Annotated in this window: 20 protein-coding genes; 12 read left to right on the forward strand and 8 right to left on the reverse strand. The window is 60.3% G+C overall.

Going from position 1 to position 20,052, the window contains the following annotated elements:
- Positions 1-48 precede the first annotated feature (48 nt).
- From aroQ to AAEZ08_RS19280, 3 genes are all read right to left on the reverse strand, one after another.
- Entirely contained in the window at positions 49-492 is a 444-nt protein-coding gene (gene aroQ, locus AAEZ08_RS19270; protein ID WP_003279899.1) for a type II 3-dehydroquinate dehydratase, read from the reverse strand.
- A gap of 213 nt (positions 493-705) precedes the next feature.
- The gene (locus AAEZ08_RS19275) at positions 706-2,505 is read right to left on the reverse strand and encodes a protein-disulfide reductase DsbD (protein WP_500124939.1); all 1,800 of its coding nucleotides are present in this window, start codon (positions 2,503-2,505) and stop codon (positions 706-708) included.
- A gap of 31 nt (positions 2,506-2,536) precedes the next feature.
- Positions 2,537-2,872, reverse strand: a complete 336-nt coding sequence (locus tag AAEZ08_RS19280; RefSeq protein WP_500124940.1) for a Rieske (2Fe-2S) protein — start codon at positions 2,870-2,872, stop codon at positions 2,537-2,539.
- Between the two features lie 187 nt (positions 2,873-3,059).
- Here AAEZ08_RS19280 and AAEZ08_RS19285 point away from each other — a divergent pair, with 187 nt between their 5' ends.
- The 3 genes from AAEZ08_RS19285 to AAEZ08_RS19295 are packed head-to-tail and all read left to right on the forward strand — an operon-like array spanning position 3,060 to position 5,706.
- Entirely contained in the window at positions 3,060-4,043 is a 984-nt protein-coding gene (locus AAEZ08_RS19285) for a FecCD family ABC transporter permease (RefSeq protein WP_500124946.1), read from the forward strand.
- Positions 4,043-4,810, forward strand: a complete 768-nt coding sequence (locus tag AAEZ08_RS19290) for a heme ABC transporter ATP-binding protein (protein ID WP_058065493.1) — start codon at positions 4,043-4,045, stop codon at positions 4,808-4,810. The genes AAEZ08_RS19285 and AAEZ08_RS19290 overlap by 1 nt, the downstream gene beginning before the upstream one ends.
- A gap of 11 nt (positions 4,811-4,821) precedes the next feature.
- Positions 4,822-5,706: a ChaN family lipoprotein gene (locus AAEZ08_RS19295; protein WP_500124941.1), complete on the forward strand. Its 885-nt coding sequence runs from the start codon at positions 4,822-4,824 to the stop codon at positions 5,704-5,706.
- 214 nt (positions 5,707-5,920) lie between these two features.
- Here the strand turns inward: AAEZ08_RS19295 and AAEZ08_RS19300 are convergent, their stop codons facing one another.
- From AAEZ08_RS19300 to AAEZ08_RS19315, 4 genes are all read right to left on the reverse strand, one after another.
- On the reverse strand, positions 5,921-6,718 hold the full coding sequence (locus AAEZ08_RS19300; protein WP_003279890.1) for a Crp/Fnr family transcriptional regulator: 798 nt from the start codon (positions 6,716-6,718) through the stop codon (positions 5,921-5,923).
- Between the two features lie 111 nt (positions 6,719-6,829).
- Positions 6,830-7,093 carry a TfoX/Sxy family protein gene (locus AAEZ08_RS19305; protein ID WP_003279889.1) on the reverse strand — a complete coding sequence of 88 codons (264 nt, stop codon included), beginning with the start codon at positions 7,091-7,093 and terminating at the stop codon, positions 6,830-6,832.
- An 18-nt stretch (positions 7,094-7,111) separates the two neighbouring features.
- Complete coding sequence (locus AAEZ08_RS19310; RefSeq protein WP_500124942.1) at positions 7,112-7,897, reverse strand: class I SAM-dependent methyltransferase; 786 nt, start codon at positions 7,895-7,897, stop codon at positions 7,112-7,114.
- A gap of 73 nt (positions 7,898-7,970) precedes the next feature.
- Positions 7,971-9,533 carry a bifunctional aminoglycoside phosphotransferase/ATP-binding protein gene (locus AAEZ08_RS19315; RefSeq protein ID WP_003279886.1) on the reverse strand — a complete coding sequence of 521 codons (1,563 nt, stop codon included), beginning with the start codon at positions 9,531-9,533 and terminating at the stop codon, positions 7,971-7,973.
- Positions 9,534-9,691: 158 nt separating this feature from the next.
- Between AAEZ08_RS19315 and mrcB the strand changes: the two genes are divergently transcribed.
- The 3 genes from mrcB (at position 9,692) to AAEZ08_RS19330 (ending at position 13,110) form a co-directional block, all read left to right on the forward strand.
- On the forward strand, positions 9,692-12,004 hold the full coding sequence (gene mrcB / locus AAEZ08_RS19320; RefSeq protein ID WP_500124943.1) for a penicillin-binding protein 1B: 2,313 nt from the start codon (positions 9,692-9,694) through the stop codon (positions 12,002-12,004).
- A gap of 66 nt (positions 12,005-12,070) precedes the next feature.
- The gene (locus tag AAEZ08_RS19325; RefSeq protein WP_003279883.1) at positions 12,071-12,775 is read left to right on the forward strand and encodes a tetratricopeptide repeat protein; all 705 of its coding nucleotides are present in this window, start codon (positions 12,071-12,073) and stop codon (positions 12,773-12,775) included.
- Positions 12,775-13,110 carry a YqcC family protein gene (locus AAEZ08_RS19330; RefSeq protein ID WP_003279880.1) on the forward strand — a complete coding sequence of 112 codons (336 nt, stop codon included), beginning with the start codon at positions 12,775-12,777 and terminating at the stop codon, positions 13,108-13,110. Before AAEZ08_RS19325 ends, AAEZ08_RS19330 begins: the two co-directional genes overlap by 1 nt.
- A gap of 36 nt (positions 13,111-13,146) precedes the next feature.
- On the opposite strand, the gene AAEZ08_RS19335 is transcribed toward AAEZ08_RS19330, so the two are convergent.
- Positions 13,147-13,584 (reverse strand): DUF4124 domain-containing protein, encoded by a 438-nt coding sequence (locus AAEZ08_RS19335; protein WP_102821444.1) that lies wholly within the window; start codon positions 13,582-13,584, stop codon positions 13,147-13,149.
- A gap of 407 nt (positions 13,585-13,991) precedes the next feature.
- On the opposite strand from AAEZ08_RS19335, the gene AAEZ08_RS19340 reads away from it, so the two are divergent.
- From AAEZ08_RS19340 to msrQ, 6 genes are all read left to right on the forward strand, one after another.
- On the forward strand, positions 13,992-15,716 hold the full coding sequence (locus AAEZ08_RS19340; RefSeq protein WP_058065614.1) for an acetolactate synthase 3 large subunit: 1,725 nt from the start codon (positions 13,992-13,994) through the stop codon (positions 15,714-15,716).
- Between the two features lie 2 nt (positions 15,717-15,718).
- On the forward strand, positions 15,719-16,210 hold the full coding sequence (gene ilvN, locus AAEZ08_RS19345; RefSeq protein WP_003279875.1) for an acetolactate synthase small subunit: 492 nt from the start codon (positions 15,719-15,721) through the stop codon (positions 16,208-16,210).
- 76 nt (positions 16,211-16,286) lie between these two features.
- Positions 16,287-17,303: a ketol-acid reductoisomerase gene (ilvC, locus tag AAEZ08_RS19350; protein ID WP_011914321.1), complete on the forward strand. Its 1,017-nt coding sequence runs from the start codon at positions 16,287-16,289 to the stop codon at positions 17,301-17,303.
- A gap of 153 nt (positions 17,304-17,456) precedes the next feature.
- A complete protein-coding gene (pssA, locus tag AAEZ08_RS19355) occupies positions 17,457-18,296 on the forward strand; it encodes a CDP-diacylglycerol--serine O-phosphatidyltransferase (RefSeq protein ID WP_003279867.1) in 840 nt (279 codons plus the stop codon).
- 54 nt (positions 18,297-18,350) lie between these two features.
- Positions 18,351-19,358 carry a protein-methionine-sulfoxide reductase catalytic subunit MsrP gene (gene msrP, locus AAEZ08_RS19360; protein WP_500124944.1) on the forward strand — a complete coding sequence of 336 codons (1,008 nt, stop codon included), beginning with the start codon at positions 18,351-18,353 and terminating at the stop codon, positions 19,356-19,358.
- Positions 19,358-19,981, forward strand: coding sequence for a protein-methionine-sulfoxide reductase heme-binding subunit MsrQ (gene msrQ, locus AAEZ08_RS19365; protein WP_482694054.1), 624 nt, complete (start codon positions 19,358-19,360; stop codon positions 19,979-19,981). Before msrP ends, msrQ begins: the two co-directional genes overlap by 1 nt.
- Positions 19,982-20,052: the final 71 nt, after the last annotated feature.

Genomic DNA, 20,052 nt, shown 5'->3' on the forward strand with positions numbered 1-20,052 from the left:
AAAGGGCATTGCTGCTCGCTTCTTCAAGATTCGGCCAGTGCGAATCCATCAGGAAGCAGCGAGTTGTTCCAGGGCGGCCTCCAAGGCCAGTCGGTAGCCGCTGGCGCCAAGGCCGCAGATCACCCCTACCGCGACATCGGAAAAGTAGGAGTGATGGCGGAAAGGTTCACGCTTGTGCACGTTGGACAGGTGCACTTCGATGAATGGGATGCTCACGGCCAGCAACGCGTCACGTAATGCGACGCTGGTATGCGTGAATGCCGCGGGATTGATCAGAATGAAGTCGACGCCTTCGCTGCGAGCGGCATGGATGCGTTCGATCAGTTCGTACTCGGCATTGGATTGCAGGTGCAGCAGGTGGTGTCCGTTTTCACGGGCGCGCTGCTCCAGATCATGGTTGATCTGTGCCAGCGTCACCGCGCCGTAGACGCCTGGCTCGCGGGTGCCGAGCAGATTCAGATTCGGGCCGTGGAGGACCAGAAACGTGGCCATCGGTATTCCTTGTTTTTCTGGGTGCGCTGAGCCGGCGAGTGCGGACCGGTTCGCGGGAAGGGAAAAACTATGCCCCAAGCAAGGGCTGACTGTCCAGTCATGTCGCGATCGCGGGAAATGCCCGCATTATGTCTGAAGATTGCCGCAATCATTCGGTCAGCCAGCAATTGCTTGGCTTATCGGAGGCGATATAGGGAAATCACTGTTCGCGAGTTATAGCGATGGTGCTGCGCGATCCAGTCGATCGACGAAACCGGAGGCGTCTATTTCGCCGACTACACGTACGTCGCTCAGCTCCTTGCCATTGCGATCAAAGAACAGAATGGCTGGTGGGCCGAAGAGCTTGTAGCGGTCTAGCAGGCTGCGCTGGGCTGCATTGCTTTCGGTGATGTCGAAGCGGATTAGACGATAGTCTGCAAGGCGAGGTGCGACCTGAGGATTGGCGAAGACTTCACGCTCGATGACCTTGCAGCTGATGCACCAGTCTGCATACCAATCGAGCATGAGTGGTTGGCCGGCGGCGCGGGCTGCGGCCAGCTGTGAATCGAGTTCGGCCGGCGTGGAAATGGTGTGCCAGCCCTCGCTGGCGATGCTGTTCGGCGATGCGCCAGCAGTGGCGTTCGGTAGTGGCCGAAGCGGGTCGGAGCCGCCCTGTAGCGCGCCCACCCAGGCGGCTAGTGCATAGACCAGCAACACCAGCCCCAGCAGTTGTGCGAGCTTTTGCCGTGGCGTCTTGCTGGTGAGTTCCAGGGTGCCGAGAAAGACGGCGCTGCCTGCTGCGAGCAGTCCCCACAGGGCCAGCGCGACCGGGCCGGGCACGACACGCTCAAGCATCCAGACGGCGACGGCGAGCAGAAGCACACCGAAGACGTTGCGCACGGTGACCATCCATGGCCCGCTTTTGGGCAGCAGCGCGCCACCCCCGGTGGCGAACAGCACCAGTGGCGCACCCATCCCCAGGCCCAACGCGAAAAGCTTCAAACCGCCGCCCAGCGCATCACCGCTGGCGCTGATATACAGCAATGCGCCGGCCAGTGGCGCGGAAACGCAGGGCGATACCAGCAGGCTGGATACTGCGCCGAGCAATGCTGCGCCGGTGAATGAACCGCCCCGTGCATTGCCTGCGAGGCGATCTAGTCGACTGCTCAGGGCCTGGGGTAGGCGTAGTTCGAACAGCCCAAACATGGCCAGCGCGAAGACGACGAAGAATAGCGAGAAGGGCACAAGAATCCACGGTGACTGCAGGCGAGCTTGCAGATTGAGCTCCGCGCCGAACACCCCCATCAATGCGCCCAGCAGGGCGAAGCCGCCGGCCATCGGCAGTACATAGGTCAGCGATAGCAGGAAGCTGCGCATGCCTCCGGGCTGGTCGCGCAAAACCACCCCGGTGAGGATTGGCAGCATCGGCAGCACGCAAGGCGTGAAGGTCAGGCCCAGGCCGGCGAGAAAGAACAGTGCGATGGAGCGCCAGGAAAGATCGCGGCTACCTGTTTCGCTACCCTCTGCAGTGTTTGGTGTGGCTCCGTCACCAATGGAAAGCGATTCGGTTTCCGGCGGGTAACACAGGCCTTTGTCGGCACAGCCCTGGTAGGAAACCTGAAGGACGAAGGGGCGATTGTCAGGGTTGGTTATGGGGATTTCGATGTCGAGGATGCCGTAATAGGCCTCGATCTCGCCGAAATAGTCGTCGACCTTGGCAACTCCGCCGGGCAGTTGCGCCTCGCCGATTTCTACGCCCGGCTCGTCGGTCTGGAACGCAAAACGGTGCCGATAGAGGTAGTAGCCCTCTGCTGCGACGAAGCGCAGGGTGATCTGCTCGGGCTTTGTATCGACAAGGCTGAGTCTGAACGCCTCGCGCACCGGCAGGAAGTCACCGCTGTTGTTCAGCGCACTGCCGAAGGTGGCGCTGGGCTTGTTGTAGAACAGGCCGGCGTTGGCGGGGAGCACGAATAGCAGGAGCAGCAGGCTCAGGAGGCGAAGCATGGCGATCTCACGGTAAAGCTGTGCCGGCATGATAACCGCGGCCGGCGTCCGGCGCCCGCGCTCAACTGTCGCTCTGCCGATCAGTTTGCAACCAGATGCTGTCGTCTTTTTCGATTCCACGGAGCTGACGCAACGTTTGGCCTGCGCAGGGGCCGGCCACGCACTCGCCGGATTCGATGAGAAAGAGCGCGCCGTGGGTGGCGCATTGCAGCAGGCTGCCGCTGTCATCGAGGAACTGATCGGCAAGCCATTCCAGCGCTACGCCACGATGCGGGCAGCGGTTTTCGTACAGATATGACCGGCCCTCTCGGCGAACGGCGATCACTTTCAATTCGCCGACGGTGAAGCCGCGGCTTTGTCCTTCGAGCAACTCGGATGTTGCGCACAATCTGATCATCGTGTTCTCCGCCATGAGCCAGGATTATCCCGCAGCATTCGATGATGTGCAGCCTGATAATCTTCGCCGGGCTGGCGGCCCCAGCAGCGTGCTCTTATTCTTCGCCGCTCATATCGCTTGGCAACGCAATCCGATGGGTAGTCCGATTCCCGCGCGCTTTCTGTTCTTCATTCTCGGCTTATTACTGCTGGTCGCGATCTGGCTGTCGCTGGCGCTGGGGCCGATGAGTCTGGCGCTCGGCGATAGCCTGGCCGCGGCACTTCGCTTGGTTGGTGTACCGATCGAGCCGGCGGGACTCGAGCAGGCGGAGCTGATTCTGGCGCAGATCCGCCTTCCGCGTACGTTGCTGGGCTGTGCAGTCGGTGCGGTGCTGGCGCTCTGCGGCGTGGCGATGCAGGGTCTGTTCCGCAACCCGCTGGCAGATCCTGGGCTGGTTGGGGTCTCCAGCGGCGCGGCACTCGGTGCGGCCATCGCTATCGTCGGCAGCACGTTTGTCCCGGCGTTGGTGCCGGGTTGGGAGCCTTACGTGCTATCCGTGTTCGCTTTCGTTGGCGGCCTGGTCGTGACACTACTGGTCTACCGTCTGGGCCGGCGCAACGGTCAGACTCACGTGGCCACGATGCTATTGGCAGGCATCGCCCTGACGGCACTGGCCGGCGCAGTCGTCGGATTGTTCACCTACCTGGCCGACGACCGAACGCTGCGCTCGCTGACCTTCTGGAATCTTGGCAGCCTGAGCGGCGCCAGCTATGCGCGGCTCTGGCCATTGCTGCTGATCACCGTCGCTGTTGCGCTGTGGCTACCGCGGCGGGCGAAGGCGCTAAATGCATTGTTGCTGGGCGAGTCCGAAGCGCGCCATCTGGGCTTCGACGTCGAACGAGTCAAGCGTGAGCTGGTGATCTGTACGGCGCTGGGCGTCGGCGCTGCTGTCGCCGCTGCGGGGCTGATCGGCTTTGTCGGGTTGGTTGTTCCGCACCTGATGCGCTTGCTGGTAGGACCCGATCACCGGCTGCTGTTACCGGCCTCGGCACTCGCCGGCGCCAGTTTGTTGCTGCTTGCCGATGTCGCCGCTCGGCTGGTGATAGCGCCGGCCGAGCTGCCGATCGGTATCGTTACGGCCCTGCTCGGTGCGCCGTTCTTCCTTTATCTGCTGCTGCGGGAGCGCGTTTGATGCTGGTTGGCACTGATCTGACGGTGCAACGTGGCGCGTTAACGGCGCTGCAGAGCGTTTCGCTCGAGCTGCGGCCAGGGCAGGTTTTCGGCGTGCTCGGCCCGAATGGTGCCGGCAAGAGCACGTTGCTTGCGGCGTTGTCCGGCGACGTCAGGCCGTCCGTGGGGCGCGTCGTGCTGCACGGACGAGCGCTTGGCGATTGGCCGGACGTGGAGCGAGCGCGTTGTTTGGCCGTGCTGCCGCAAAGCTCGACGCTGAACTTCGGGTTTCGCGTAGTGGATGTGGTCGCCATGGGCCGCCTGCCCCATCGCAGTGGGCGCGAGGCCGATGCTGCCATAGTCTCAGCCGCACTCATCGCTGCTGACGTGCAGCACCTTGCCACGCGCAGTTATCTCAAGCTGTCCGGCGGTGAGCGCCAGCGTGTGCATCTCGCTCGTGTGCTGGCGCAGTTATGGCCGGGCGGGGCAGGGCAGGCGCTACTGCTGGATGAGCCCACGTCAATGCTCGACCCTGCACATCAGCACAGCATTCTCCAGGCCGTAAGAGGCTTTGCCGAGCAAGGCGGAGCCGCCCTGGTAATCCTGCATGATCTGAATTTGGCAGCGCGCTACTGTGATCGCCTATTGCTGCTTAAGGACGGCCGGCCGATTGCAGCCGGTTCGCCTGATGAAGTGATGCAAGCCGAGCCTGTGCGAGCCGTATTCGGTCTGGATGTGCTGGTGCAGCGACATCCTGAACTCGGTCATCCGCTGATCATCGCCCGTTAAGGAGATTTGTCGTGCGCTTTATCGTATTGCTGGTATTTGGATTGCTGGCGGGGTGCCATTCGCTGCCACCCCTGCCCGAGTGGCAAAGTCCCGAGGGGCGCGAACATTCCGACCTCGGCCTGATCATCGATCTGCGTCGCGACGTCGTACTTACCCCTGCGCAGCTGGTGGCTCAGCTCCAGGCGTATGAAGGCCTACTGGTCGGCGAGCGGCATGACAACCCAGACCATCACGCACTGCAACTCTGGCTACTGCGAGCGCTGGAGGGCAAGCGTCCGCAGGGCAGTCTATTGCTGGAAATGCTGGAGCCTGACCAGCAAGTGCGAGTCGATACGGCGCGCCGAGAATTGCGTGAGCGCCGCGAGCCGCCCGATCTTGCGCAGGCGCTGGGTTGGCAGAAGGGGTGGGACTGGGGCTTGTATGGGTCGCTGGTCAGTTATGCGTTGGCGCGACCCTATCCACTGCTGCATGCCAACCTCGGGCGTGACGAAATTATGTCGATCTATCGATCCGCTCCACCATTGCAGGGGCGCGCGTCCGCAACCTCTGAGGTAAGTGATGCGTTGCTCGCGCAGATCGAGATCTCGCACTGCGGCATGCTGCCAGCATCCCAGTTGCCTGCAATGCTGGCGGTGCAGCAGCAGCGAGATCGGCGCATGGCCGAGCGCATGCTCGCCGCGCCGAAGCCCTCCATGCTGCTGGCTGGTGCGTTCCACGTGCGACGTGATCTGGGTGTGCCGCTGCATATCGCGGATCTGTCAGGGGAGCGGGTAGGTGTGCTGATGCTTGCCGAGGTGGGCGAGACGGTATCTGCGGCGCAGGCCGATTACGTCTGGTACACCGCCGCGCAACCGGAGCAGGATCACTGTGAACAGCTGCGCAAACAGGTCAAGTAGGCACGTCGAGTTTTCTGCAGGCAAAAAAAGACCCGGCAGAGCCGGGTCAAAACCGTGATTAGCCTGATGAGGAGATAACCTGAAGGATCGACTGCCTGAGCCTTCAGCTATCGGCTGACCTCGCGATCAGTTGCGATAATAATAACAATTCTCATTTCTGCGTCAACAGTCTTTCGTGAAAATATTTTTGCACTGCAAAAACGCCTTGTTCGCCTCAAACGGCGACATTGACTCGCAGGTGAGTGACTTCTTTATTTAGTAAGTCGATGCGCCGAGCCATGCTCTCAATAAGGCTATGAGCAATGCGCGGATTGCTTTGGGTCAGACCGAGAAACTGCTCCTTGGGAATGACCATGACCGTACAGGGTTCGCTGGCAACCACTGTTGCGCTGCGTCGCTCGCGGGTGAAGACTGCCATTGCGCCAAAGATCTCGTCTTTTTGTACGTCGCCCACCTTCTGTCCATCGACTACGGCCTCGGCATGGCCTTCGATGATGATGAACACATTGTCCGCCTCGTCTCCTTGGTGAATCAGCTCTTCACCAACGGCGAAGTGCTTGAAGCCAGTAGCCGGGCGTATCTCCGGTTGCTTTAGGCGCGCTAGGGCGTCGCCGAGTAGGGCCGTATGCCCGATCAGGTACTGAGTGAACAGCTCCTGGCGATGCTCGTCTGCGTGTATATGCTGAAACACTGCATTGCGCGAGTAGGGGATCAGGCTGACGGGCTCATCGCTGCAATAGCGGCAGTCCGGCAGGTCGCCAGACTGACGCAGCCCGACGAGGTCGCCTTCCTGTAGATAGAACAGCGCCTTATCGTCGATCAGCGCATGCAGCAGGCCGCTCTCGATGATGAACAGCTGCTGCGCAGGAAGCTCGGCGCACAGGTTGTCGGTGTGTTTGAGTTCAATATTTGGCCCCGATGGCTGCAGGCCTTCCAGCAATTGGCAGGGGATTGTTTGCAGGCGGTTGATCAGGCGATCGGCGTACGCCGGTTGCTCCCCGAGTAAATACATGTCGGTAATCCTTGAACGAACGGGCAGACGATTGGCAGGGTCACGTCGGCGCACAATAGGCTCGGGCAAGGTTCTGAGTAAATCTCGTCGAGCAGAGGTTGTGAGCTAGCTCTAGTTGTCGGGATTGGTGCCTAGATTTCGATTGAGCTCTTCTTTCAGCGGCGCTGGCAATTGCTGCCAGGGCACGTCGCGTAGTGCGCCTTCGATGGCATACAGCAGCACCTTCGAGGCGCCGAAGCCCCGAGACTTCACTGCGCGATATGAGCTCACCGCGCCCAGACGGCGTAGATCCGCCGCGGTGTGTATGCCCGATGCGTGCAGCCATTGCACCGAGGTCTTGCCGAGATTGCGGAGCGAAAGCAGTTCGTCGTGCATGGTGGCGTCCTTGCGGTGCTAGCGGTTGGGGAATCCCGTCAGAAAATGTAACGGCCAGCGGATGAGACGTCGCTGTTCGGCTGAGCCCCACGCCGACGACAGCTGCGACTCGATCATCGCAATGGGGTCGCGGCCTTGGCGCCGTTGCCACTGCTTTACGGCTGACCAGGTGCCTAGATAGCCAATCAGTTCTGAGAGGTTCCAATACGCTTCGAGTGCGAACGCCGGGGTGTCGATACATGTGAATGGAACCTGGATATCGCTGTAACCAGCGTCGACGCTGGCGCGACCGGCTGGCCAGTAACCCGCGAGGGTCTCGCTATACAGAGTGCGGATGAGCGCATCTACCTCAGCCGATACCTCCAGCAGGCTGTAGCACCACGCGCAGAACAGGCCGCTCGGCTTCAGCGCTAGCTGTACCTGGGAGAAGAATGGTGGCGTGGCAAACCAGTGCAGCGCTTGCGCGACTACCAGTAGATCGAGCTGGCCACGACGCAGCGGGAGGTGTTCCGCGCCGGCGACGAATCGCTGCACCTCCGGCCAATCACCCCCTGCGCTGAGCTGCTCAGCACTGGCATCGCACGCCAAGACATGGCGAAAATATCGCGTCAGCGGCGAGCTGGCTTGCCCGTTACCTGCGGCGAGATCCAGTGCTGTGTCGGTCGTTGCGCACTGGTTTGCGAGCCAGCTGAACAGCGCCTCGGGGTAAGTCGGGCGAAAGCGTGCATAGTCAGTAGAGCGGCTAGAGAACAGCTGAATGCTATCGCTGGCTGGCTTAGCCGTAGGTGCTTCGCTGGCAGACATGGCAGTGTTCCATGATTGGAATACCGCAAGTATAGAAGCACCGCCGCGCTCTGCTGGCGGCGGTGCCTACCGGTCAGAGACCTGGCAGATGCTGGCGAATGCTCGCGACGAGTTCGTCGAGGCTGCCTGCGTCCTGCGTATCGACGCGACGACTGTGGAGGCGCTCGCTTTCGCTTAGCGCTTCGCGGCTGGCTTGCTGGGCGTGTACTACGTCCATGGTGGCGTCGGATGGGTCGACACCTTCTGCCTGACGTTGCGCCAGCCACTGGGCGATCACCGCATCGGGAGCCTGGCAATCGAGAATTAGGAAGGGCACGCCGGTGGTCTCTGCCGCCTGCCAAGCATCCTGACGTTGCTGTTGTTTCAGGTATGCGGCATCGATCACCACGGAGAAGCCTGCCTGTAGCGCAGTTGTCGCCAGCTGGTGCAGGCGCTGATAGGTCTCGTCGCTGGCCTGCCGGCTATAGATGCCGGTATCGAGTTGGCCCTGCTGCGCCTCGGACTGCTCGCCGTGCAGGCGTTTGCGTTCGACATCCGAACGCAGACGTATCGCGCCAAGAGCCTCGACCAGACGCAGTGCGACATGGCTCTTGCCAACGGCGGATACGCCATGGGTGATCGCGAGAAAGCGTGAGGGAATGGCGCTGTAGCTCTCGGCCAGGTTGGCGTAGCTGCGGTACTGGCGCACGATCACTTTGCGCTGCACGGCGTCCTGCTCTTGATACAGGCGGAACAGGCTGACCTTGGCACGCACCAGTGCACGATAGGCCTTGTACAGATTCAGCAGCGCCAGTGCCGCATAGTCACCGGTGTGCTCAAACCAGCCATTGATGAACCGGCGCGCCTGGCACTTCAGGCCTCGGTCTTCGAGGTCCATCGCCAGGAATGCGGCATCGGAAGCGACATCGATCAAGCGGAACGGCTCGTTGAACTCGATGCAATCGAACAGCACGACGCTGCCATCGATCAATGTGGCATTGCCCAAGTGAAGGTCGCCGTGGCACTCGCGGACAAAACCCTGCTGGCAGCGCTGATCAAGCAACGGGCGCAGGCGCTCGACACTGGTCTCGGTCCACTCTTCGAGCGCGTCCAGCTGGCGCAGATCCGCCGCTTCGCTGAGTAGCGGTCGAATCTGCTCGAAGTTCTGCCGCATCGGCGCGACGATTGCGTCGGCGCTGCGCAGTGCATGCCCCTCCGGTACCTGAGGAGTGCTCTGGTGAAACTGTGCGATTTGCTCGGCCAGCGCGTCGATATGCGCATCCGTCAGCTCGCCCCGTGCCTGCAGCTCGGCCAGCAGCTGGGTCTGCGGAAATTCGCGCATCTTCAATACGTATTCGAAGGGTTCACCTGTACCGTTGATCTCTGGTGCCTCTGGCGAGCCGCTGACGGGCAGCACTTCGAGGTAAAGATCCGGTGCCATGCGCTGATTGAGGCGCAGCTCCTCTTCGCAGAAATGCTTGCGCGCCGCGAGATCGGTGAAATTGAGGAAGCCGAAGTCCACTGGCTTCTTGATTTTGTACGCGTAAGTGCCGGTGAGGATCACCCAGGAAATGTGGGTTTCGATGACCCTGCATCCCTCGGCGGGGTGCGGATAACACGCAGGGTTCTGCAGGGCGGCGATCAGTGCTTGGCTCACGGTCATTCCTTGTTGAAGTTCTTGAACGGGCGTGCGAGTCCACTGCAAAGCAGTTCACACAGTCGAAAAGTCGCTGGCATTATGGCCGTTGAGCGGTGCACTGCAAACTGCTGAGAGGCCGTCGGTCCGTCGCTGCAAAGTGCGTATAATGCGCCGCCATGACTAAATCTCGCTCCTCTCGTACACGCTCCAAGCGCCGCTCTGCGGGCGCTCGCCCCTGGTTGGGCTGGGCGATCAAACTGTCCATTGTCGGCCTGGTAATCCTGGCCGGTTTCGCTATCTATCTCGATGCCGTGGTGCAGGAGAAGTTTTCCGGCAAGCGCTGGACGATCCCGGCCAAGGTCTATGCGCGGCCGCTGGAGCTGTTCGTGGGCCAGAAGTTGGACAAGAACGACTTCTTGGCGGAATTGGACGCGTTGGGCTATCGCCGCGAAAAAGCGGTCAGCGGTCCGGGCGGGGCTTCTGTTGCGGGCAACGACATCGAATTGCATACCCGCGGCTTTCAGTTTTACGAAGGAGCGGAGCAGTCGCAGCGACTGCGGGTGCGCTTCTCCGGCGATTTTGTTGCCGGCCTGAACGCGGGCAACGGCAGCGCCACGCCCGTTGCTCGCCTTGAACCTGTGCTGATTGGCGGGCTGTACCCGGCGCATAACGAGGACCGGATTCTGATCAAGCTCGATCAGGTGCCGCCATATCTGATAGAGACACTTGTGGCGGTGGAGGATCGTGAGTTCTTCAATCACTTCGGTGTGTCACCCAAGTCGATTGCTCGCGCCGTATGGGTCAACCTGACCGCGGGCCAGGTCCGGCAGGGTGGTAGTACTCTTACTCAGCAGTTGGTAAAGAACTTTTACCTGACCAATGAGCGCAGCCTCAACCGCAAGGCCACCGAGGCGATGATGGCGGTGCTGCTGGAGTTGCATTACGGAAAAGAGGAAATCCTCGAAGCCTATCTGAATGAGGTGTTTCTTGGTCAGGATGGCCGTCGCGCCGTGCATGGCTTCGGCCTGGCGAGCCAGTACTTCTTTGGACAGCCGCTGGCCGAGTTGAAGCTTCCGCAGGTAGCTCTGCTGGTCGGCATGGTGAAAGGTCCGACTTACTACAATCCTCGCCGCAACCCCGAGCGGGCGTTAGAGCGGCGCAATCTGGTTCTCGATCTGCTGGCTGAACAGCAGGTCGTCAGCGCTGAGGTCGTAGCCAAGGCCAAGCAGGCACCTTTGGGCGTGACCCAGCGTGGCAGCATGGCGGACAGCTCGTATCCGGCGTTCCTCGACCTCGTCAAACGCCAGCTGCGCGAGGACTATCGAGATGAGGACCTTACCGAAGAGGGCCTGCGAGTCTTCACCAGTTTCGATCCGATCCTTCAACTGAAGGCCGAGCAGGCCATGAGCGAAACGCTCAAGCGCCTCGGCAAGAGCACCGAGGGCGTTGAGGGCGCGATGATCGTGACCAACCCTGAAACCGGGGAGATTCAGGCAATGCTGGGCGGTCGCCAGCCTGGGTACGCCGGCTTCAACCGGGCATTGGACGCATCGCGGCCGATCGGCTCGCTGATCAAACCTGCCATCTACCTAGCCGCGCTCGAGAAGCCCAGCCAGTACACGCTGACCAGTCTGCTCGAAGATGAGCCCTTTTCGGTCAAGGGTGCGGACGGGCAGATATGGAAGCCACAGAACTATGGCCGTCAGGCTTACGGCACCGTCTATCTCTATCAGGCGCTCGCCAACTCCTACAACCTGTCCACAGCGAGGCTGGGGCTCGATCTGGGCGTACCGAACGTACTGAAGACACTCGAGCGGCTGGGTGCCTCGCCGAAATGGCCGGCCTATCCCTCGATGTTGCTCGGCGCGGGTGGGCTGAAGCCGATCGAAGTGGCGGACATGTACCAGACGCTCGCCAATGGTGGCTTCAATACACCGTTACGCGGCATCCGCAGTGTGCTGACAGCTGACGGCGAACCGCTCAAGCGCTATCCGTTTCAGATTCAGCAGCGCTTCGATCCGGGAGCCATCTACCTTACGCAGTACGCGATGCAGCGCGCCATGAGCGAGGGGACGGGGCGATCTGCCTACAATCGTCTGCCGCGGTCGCTCAATCTGGCCGGCAAGACCGGCACCACCAATGATTCGCGTGACAGCTGGTTCGCCGGCTTCAGCCAGGATTTGCTGGCGGTGGTCTGGTTGGGGCGTGATGACAACGGTAAGACGTCGCTGACCGGGGCAACGGGTGCGCTGCAGGTGTGGAGTGATTTCATGCATCGTGCTGATCCGCTTCCTCTGCAGATGCCGATGCCGGATAACGTGGCTTATGCCTGGGTAGATGCTAGAAGTGGTCTGGGCACCGATGAGCGTTGTCCGGATGCCGTACAGATGCCCTATATTCGCGGCAGCGAACCAGCCGCAGGACCTGGCTGCGGCATTCAGGCACCTGCGGAGTCGGTCATGGATTGGGTGCGTGGCTGGCTGCAATAGCAGCGCGGCCCGCGGTGCATCTCGTGCTATTTGTCGAAGAGGTTGTAATTAGTGAACAAGCAGTGGATGACTGTTGTTGCAGCGGTGGCTCTGATCCAGGGCTGTGCCACCGTGGATCGCCGCTCGATTCCGGTTGTTGATGCGGGGGCTCCCGTGTCCGAGGAAATTGCCGCTCGTCAGGGCTATCGTGCGCCGGCCGCCGCGGCGCCGCGTCAGCAGCAGGAGGACTCAGGTGTGGTCGTAATGGTGCCGCAGGGCACCTCTGCACCTCTTGAGACATTCGCCGCGCCTGATGTGCCGTTCTCCGGCGCGATCGATACGACGAGCGGGACGCAGCAGCCAGCCTGGCAGCCTGCACCTTCGATATCCGCCCCGGTCAGTGCGCCTCAGCCAAGCATGCCCAGTGGCATTCCCTCGTCCCGTAGTGGCCTAGCTGCCGACGAGCAACTCGATGGTCCCGTCCTGGCTCTGCTGACCACTGCCCAGCAACAGCAGGGTGGTGGCGACTTGAATGGTGCTGCATCCAGCCTCGAGCGTGCCCAGCGCATCGCTCCGCGCGAGCCGCAGGTGCTTTATCGCTTGGCTCAGGTTCGTCTGGCTCAAGGCGATGCAACGCAGGCCGAGCAGCTGTCACGGCGCGCGCTGAGTTATGCCGGTGACCGCCCGGCCTTGCAGGCGAGCCTGTGGGAGTTGATCGCTCAGGCGCGCGAGAGGCAGGGCGACAGCGCAGGTGCCGCTCAGGCTCGTGAGCGCGCCAAGGTCAGCCTGTGATGGATAAGCGCCTGCCGGCGGTCGCGCAGCAGCTGCTATTGATCGAGCGTGAGCTGCGGGCGTTGGAGCTTTGGGGTGTCGAGAGTCCGGGAGCGGAGGCGCTTGCCAGTGTCGAACCGTTTTGCGTAGATACGCTGCGGTTCGAGGAGTGGCTGCAATGGATTTTCCTGCCCCGGATGAAAAACATCGTTGAGGCGGATCATCCATTACCGGCTGTGTCTGGCATCTGTGCAATGGCTGAGATGGCCTATCGAGATGCGCAAGTCGCGAGCCTGCTAGAGGCGTTGCGAGGCTTCGACGAGCTGATCGATGCGCCTAGCGCCTCGGGTTCATGAGGCGCTGCTGTAGCACGTTCTCGCTCAGTGGCTTGATCAGTTGCAGTGCTCGGCGATTTTGTCGCGGGTTTCAGCGATCCGCGCCTGCCGCTCTTCTTCGGTAACCCGCCGGGTTTCGCCATTGTCCTCGACGCGCACGCGTGGATTGTTCTGCAACTGGGCCAGGTTCGTGCGCATGTTTTCGCAATAACGCTTGCGCTCAGCTTCCTGGGCGGCGACCTGCTGTTTAACCTTGCGGTCAATGCTGTTTTGGTCTGCCTCGCTACCGGTTTCATCCGGTGCGCTGGTGTCTGGCTTCGCGGCTGGTTTTGCCGGCGCCGTCACTGTGTTGACAGTTTCCACCTGCTGACCTTGCGGCGGTTGTGCGCCGAAGTGCGTAACCCCCTGAGCGTCTACCCACTTGTACACCTGGGCAGCCATGACGTTGCCGCAAAGCGCCAGTAGCAAGCCGCCCGCAAGAAACATGAATCGCATGTTTTTACCTTCGTTGAAATCGGAAACCGGCGGTCACTATACCCAAAAGCCAACGCGCTGCTTCTGCACCCTGTCACAGCTCAAGGTTGCTCAAACACAACGGCAAGCTTGACTTGCTGGTGCTGAATCCGAACAATTCGAAGCTTGCTGTCCTGAGTCGCCTCGCCGCAAGCGATACCGGCTCAGTCTAGACAGACATGAGGTGCTACCCGCGCCGACCTGCATCACCCGCAACGCGTTACCTCGCGCTGGGTGGAGAGCCCGAGACACCAGGGTCTCTTCCAATACTGGCTCAGTCAGTGGCTGACGTAGTCGGCGACCACCGTCGCTCATGCCCTGCTAGCAGTAAACCTATTTCTGGCGGCTCCGACTTGGAATCGCTATCTGGCGTTTCAGAGGTGAACAACGTGGAACTCTTATCCGGCGCTGAAATGGTCGTCCGCTCCCTGCGTGACGAAGGCGTTAAGTACATCTACGGGTACCCGGGCGGTGCCGTCCTGCATATCTACGATGCGCTTTTCAAGGAAAAGGCCATCGAACATATCCTGGTTCGTCACGAGCAGGCCGCCACGCACATGGCTGATGGCTATGCGCGCGCGACCGGCAAGGCCGGCGTGGTGCTGGTGACATCCGGACCAGGGGCGACCAACGCCATCACCGGTATCGCCACCGCCTTCATGGACTCGATCCCGATGGTGGTCATCTCCGGTCAGGTGCCGAGCAACATGGTCGGCACCGATGCCTTCCAGGAAACCGACATGATCGGTATCTCCCGGCCCATCGTGAAACACAGCTTCATGATCAAGCATCCTTCGGAAATCCCCGAAGTGATGAAAAAGGCGTTCTATCTCGCCGAATCCGGGCGTCCAGGGCCGGTTGTCATCGACATTCCGAAGGACATGACCAACCCGGCCGAGAAGTTCGAGTACGTCTATCCGAAGAAGGCCAAGCTGCGTTCGTACAGCCCGGCCGTGCGTGGGCATTCGGGCCAGATTCGCAAAGCGGCGGAACTGCTGCTAGGAGCCAAGCGACCCATCATCTACGCCGGTGGCGGCGTGATCCTGGGCAAGGCCTCGGCGCAACTGACCGAGCTGGCGAAGATGCTCAACCTGCCGGTGACCAACACCTTGATGGGCCTGGGTTGCTATCCGGGCGGTGACCGCCAGTTCGTCGGCATGCTCGGCATGCACGGCAGTTACACCGCCAACCTGGCCATGCACCATTCCGACGTGATCCTGGCGGTCGGTGCGCGCTTCGATGACCGCGTCATCAATGGTGCTGCGAAATTCTGCCCGAACGCCAAGATCATCCATATCGACATCGACCCGGCGTCCATCTCCAAGACCATCAAGGCCGACATTCCGATCGTCGGTCCGGTCGACAGTGTGCTGACCGAGATGGTCGCCATCGTCAAGGAAATCGGTCAGACGCCGAATGCCGAGACGGTCGCCAGCTGGTGGAAACAGATCGACGAGTGGCGCGGCAACCGTGGCCTGTTCCCCTACGACAAGGGCGATGGTTCGATCATCAAGCCTCAGGCCGCCATCGAGGTCCTTTGCGAAGTGACCAAGGGTGATGCCTATGTAGCCTCGGACGTCGGTCAACATCAGATGTTCGCCTGCCAGTATTACAAGTTCGACAAGCCCAACCGATGGCTCAACTCGGGCGGCCTCGGCACCATGGGCTTTGGTCTGCCTGCAGCCATGGGCGTGAAGCTGAACTTCCCCGAAGCCGATGTCGCGGTGGTGACGGGTGAGGGCAGCATCCAGATGAACATCCAGGAGCTGTCCACCTGCCTGCAGTACGACCTGCCGGTGAAGATCATCAACCTCAACAACGGTGCGCTGGGAATGGTTCGCCAGTGGCAGGACATGGTGTACAACAGCCGCTATTCGCACTCCTACATGGAGTCGCTGCCTGACTTCGTCAAGCTGGCCGAGGCTTATGGTCACGTCGGAATGCGCATCACCGACCTCAAGGACCTCAAGCCAATGATGGAAGAGGCGTTCGCCATGAAGGATCGCCTGGTCTTCCTGGATATCGCTGTCGATACCGCCGAGCACGTCTATCCGATGCAGATCAAAGACGGTGCAATGCGCGATATGTGGCTGAGCAAGACGGAGCGGACCTGATCATGAGACACATCATTTCCCTGCTGATGGAAAACGAACCGGGTGCATTGTCTCGTGTGGTCGGCCTGTTTTCGCAACGCAACTACAACATCGAAAGCCTCACCGTGGCGCCGACCGAGGATCCGACCCTGTCGCGTCTGACGCTGACCACGGTAGGCCACGAGGAGGTGATCGAACAGATCACCAAGAACCTCAACAAGCTGGTTGAGGTGGTCAAGCTGGTAGACCTGTCGGAAAGCGCCCATATCGAGCGTGAACTGATGCTCATCAAGGTCAAGGCCACCGGCGCCCAGCGTGCCGAGGTTAAGCGCACCACCGATATCTTCCGCGGGCAGATTGTCGACGTGACCACCAGCGTCTATACGATTCAGCTCGCCGGAACCAGTGACAAGCTGGACAGTTTCATTCAGGCCGTGGGCACCGCTTCGATCCTGGAAGTTGTGCGCAGTGGCGTCACCGGGATTTCTCGCGGTGACAAAGTACTGAGTATCTAACGGCTGTCGGACACGCGTCTCGGCACTCAACTACGTTTTATCGAATGGCCCACGAGGCCGGCAACAGGGGTAATTCATGAAGGTTTCTTACGATAAAGACTGCGACCTCTCCATCATTCAGGGCAAGAAGGTCGCCATCATCGGTTACGGCTCCCAGGGTCACGCGCACGCGTGCAACCTGAAGGATTCCGGCGTCGACGTCACCGTCGGCCTGCGTCCGGGCTCGTCCTCCATTGCCAAGGCCGAGGCCCATGGCCTGAAGGTCAGCGACGTGCCGGCTGCCGTTGCCGCTGCCGATCTGGTAATGATCCTGACCCCGGACGAGTTCCAGGGCCGTCTGTACAAGGACGAAGTCGAGCCGAACCTGAAGCAGGGCGCGACTCTGGCCTTCGCTCACGGCTTCTCGATCCACTACAACCAGGTTGTACCGCGTGCCGATCTGGACGTGATCATGATCGCTCCCAAGGCGCCGGGTCACACCGTGCGTTCCGAGTTCGTCAAGGGCGGCGGCATCCCTGATCTGATCGCGATTTACCAGGACGCTTCCGGCAATGCTCGTAACGTCGCACTGTCCTACGCCTGTGGCGTTGGCGGTGGTCGTACCGGCATCATCGAAACCACCTTCAAGGACGAAACCGAAACCGATCTGTTCGGCGAGCAGGCTGTTCTTTGTGGTGGTTGCGTTGAGCTGGTCAAGGCTGGCTTTGAAACACTGGTCGAAGCTGGCTACGCGCCGGAAATGGCCTACTTCGAGTGCCTGCACGAGCTGAAGCTGATCGTCGATCTGATGTTCGAAGGCGGCATCGCCAACATGAACTACTCGATCTCCAACAACGCCGAGTACGGCGAGTACGTGACCGGTCCTGAAGTAATCAACGCCGAATCCCGTGCTGCCATGCGCAATGCCCTGAAGCGCATTCAGGATGGTGAGTACGCCAAGATGTTCATCACCGAAGGTGCCGCAAACTATCCGTCGATGACTGCCTACCGTCGCAACAATGCGGCTCACGGTATCGAGGTGGTTGGTGAGAAGCTGCGCGCAATGATGCCTTGGATCGCGGCGAACAAGATCGTCGACAAGAGCAAGAACTGATCCTTCTCCTGCTCAACAAAACGCGGCTTCGGCCGCGTTTTTTCGTTCTGTCTGCCTGGCTTCTGGTATAAATCGCGGGTTTGGCCAGGCTGAACCGCAGGTCCATCGGCCTGGTCGAAATCTATCCGTACCTGTTGTAGAAGGTGAATGCGCATGAGTGGACAACCCGAAGAGCCAAACAAGCCAGTCGAGCCAGAGAGCATTCTGCCGATCGACGAGCATGTCGAGGAAATCCAGGAGCCTGACGGCCGCAAGGTGCGCCATCGTGGCATTTACCTGCTGCCCAACCTGTTCACCACCGCCAATCTGTTTGCCGGATTCTTTTCGATCATTACGGCCATTAACGGAAACTTCTATGTAGCCGCGGCCACGGTGTTTGTCGCGATGGTGCTCGATGGGCTGGATGGCCGCGTGGCGCGTTTGACCAATACTCAAAGCGCTTTTGGTGCCGAGTACGATTCGCTGTCTGACATGGTAGCGTTTGGTCTGGCGCCAGCGGTGCTGGCGTACGAGTGGGCTTTGTCCGAGCTGGGCAATGTCGGCCTTACCGTTGCGTTCATTTATGTCGCATGCGCCGCGCTGCGCTTGGCTCGTTTCAATACGCAGATTGGCAAGGTGGACAAGCGCTGGTTCATCGGTCTCGCCAGTCCGGCCGCAGCGGGTGTCGTAGCCGGTTGGGTGTGGGCCGTTTGGGCGCTGGATGATGTCGGCATCCGTGGGGGCGATCTGCCGCTGGTACTGGTCATGCTGTTCGCGCTGATGGTCGCTGCTGCCGGTCTATTGATGGTGAGCAATATCAAGTACTACAGCTTCAAGGATCTGGATCTGAAGGGGCGCGTTCCCTTTGTCGCCATTCTTGTAGTGGTACTGGTGTTCGCCGTTGTGTTTAGTGATCCGCCGCGTATTCTGCTTTTGATCTTCCTGGCGTATGCGGTTTCCGGTCCCGTGCAGTACCTGATGCAGGTGCGCCGTCGCAAACGTGTCGAGGGTTGATTTTCAATCCGGCTGCGCGTATTGCTTCAACGGAGCCAATACGCGGAGCTACCCATGCTTATCAAGATTGCCGCCTCTGGCCAGTGTCGTGAATCAGAAGTAACACCCGCGGCGGCTTACTTCAGTCGCCGACAGGTGCTCGTTGGAGCGGTGCTCTCCGGTGCCGTGGCCGGAGTGCCTTCTCTCTCCAGTGCTTCCGAGCGCTACCCGGGTGTTACCCCGCCGCCTGGGCCGAAATGGTTCACTGACAAAATGGCCGAGGCCAGGTGGGAGGCGGTGGTTCCCGAAGGCGAGGCCATAACGCCTTTTAAAGATGCTAGCCAATACAACAACTTCTACGAGTTCGGCCCTGATAAGGGGGACCCGGCGCGATACGCTTCGGCTTTGAAGGTCGAGCCTTGGTCGGTCTTGATCGACGGCGAGGTCGACCGGCCCGGGCGCTACGCTCTTGAGGATCTATGTTCGGAAAGTCGGCTCGAGGAACGCATCTATCGGCTTCGCTGTGTAGAAGCCTGGTCGATGGTCATTCCTTGGCTGGGTTTTCCTCTCGCCGATCTGGTTCGCAAGGTACAGCCGCACTCGTCCGCCAAGTTCATTCGCTTCGAAACGGCGTACCGGCCGGAGGAAATGCGCGGAACCCGCTCCGGGTTTGGCCTGATCGATTGGCCCTATGTCGAAGGGTTGCGAATGGATGAAGCCGTGCACCCGCTGACTTTGCTCGCGGTGGGCATGTATGGTCGTACTTTGCCTAATCAGAATGGGGCGCCGCTGCGTTTGGTTGTTCCGTGGAAGTACGGTTTCAAAAGCATCAAGTCGATCGTGCGCATCAGTTTCGTACGCGACCAGCCGGCAACGACTTGGCAGTCGATGGCGCCGCAGGAATATGGGTTCTATGCGAACGTGAATCCGAGGGTATCGCATCCGCGATGGAGCCAAGCCCGTGAGCGCAGGCTTCCTGGAAGTCTATTCAGCCCAAATGTGCGTGATACCTTGCCTTTCAATGGGTACGGCGAAGAGGTCGCAGGACTATATAGCTCCATGGATCTCGCCAAGGATTACTGATGCGCTACCGATTGTGGCGGATTGCAGTATTCGCATGTGTTGCGAGTGTGCCGTTGTATTGGCTGTATTTAGCATGGCAGTTGGCTCTGGGGCCTGATCCTGGAAAAGTACTGGTCGATAATCTGGGGCAGGGAGCTCTGGTCCTGCTGCTTCTGACGCTTTGCATGACGCCCTTGCAGCGGTTGACGGGGTGGGGCGGTTGGCTAGCCACACGGCGTCAGCTTGGGTTGTGGTGTTTCACCTACGCAGTGTTGCATTTAACGAGCTATCTGTACTTTCTGCTGGGTGGAGAGATCGCGCGTTTGGGCGAAGAGTTGTATGAGCGTCCGTACATCCTAGTCGGCAGCGTTGGTTTTTTAGGGCTGGCCGTTTTGGCTATGACTTCCTCCCGATGGAGCATGCGCCGTCTAGGAAAGCGCTGGAAAAAGGTGCATCGCCTGGTTTACATCATCGTCATAGTGGTGCTGTTACATATGCTCTGGGTGGTTCGTGCGGACTCTGCGCGTTGGTTCCTCTATGCCGGCACCGGTATAGCTCTACTTCTGCTACGCGTTCCTGTCGTAGCTGCTGCTCTCGATACGCTGCGTGGCATAAGAGGTAAGCCAGGAAGAAAACTGAAATAAACGGTTGACGGTAGTTTTCAGGCCCCTATAATGCGCACCACTTCCGGCGCAGTCCTCAAGCAAAACCTCTT

This window comes from Pseudomonas sp. E45-MNA-CIBAN-0222, assembly GCF_040310405.1.
GTDB classification, from domain to species: Bacteria; Pseudomonadota; Gammaproteobacteria; order Pseudomonadales; family Pseudomonadaceae; genus Stutzerimonas; species Stutzerimonas stutzeri_AC.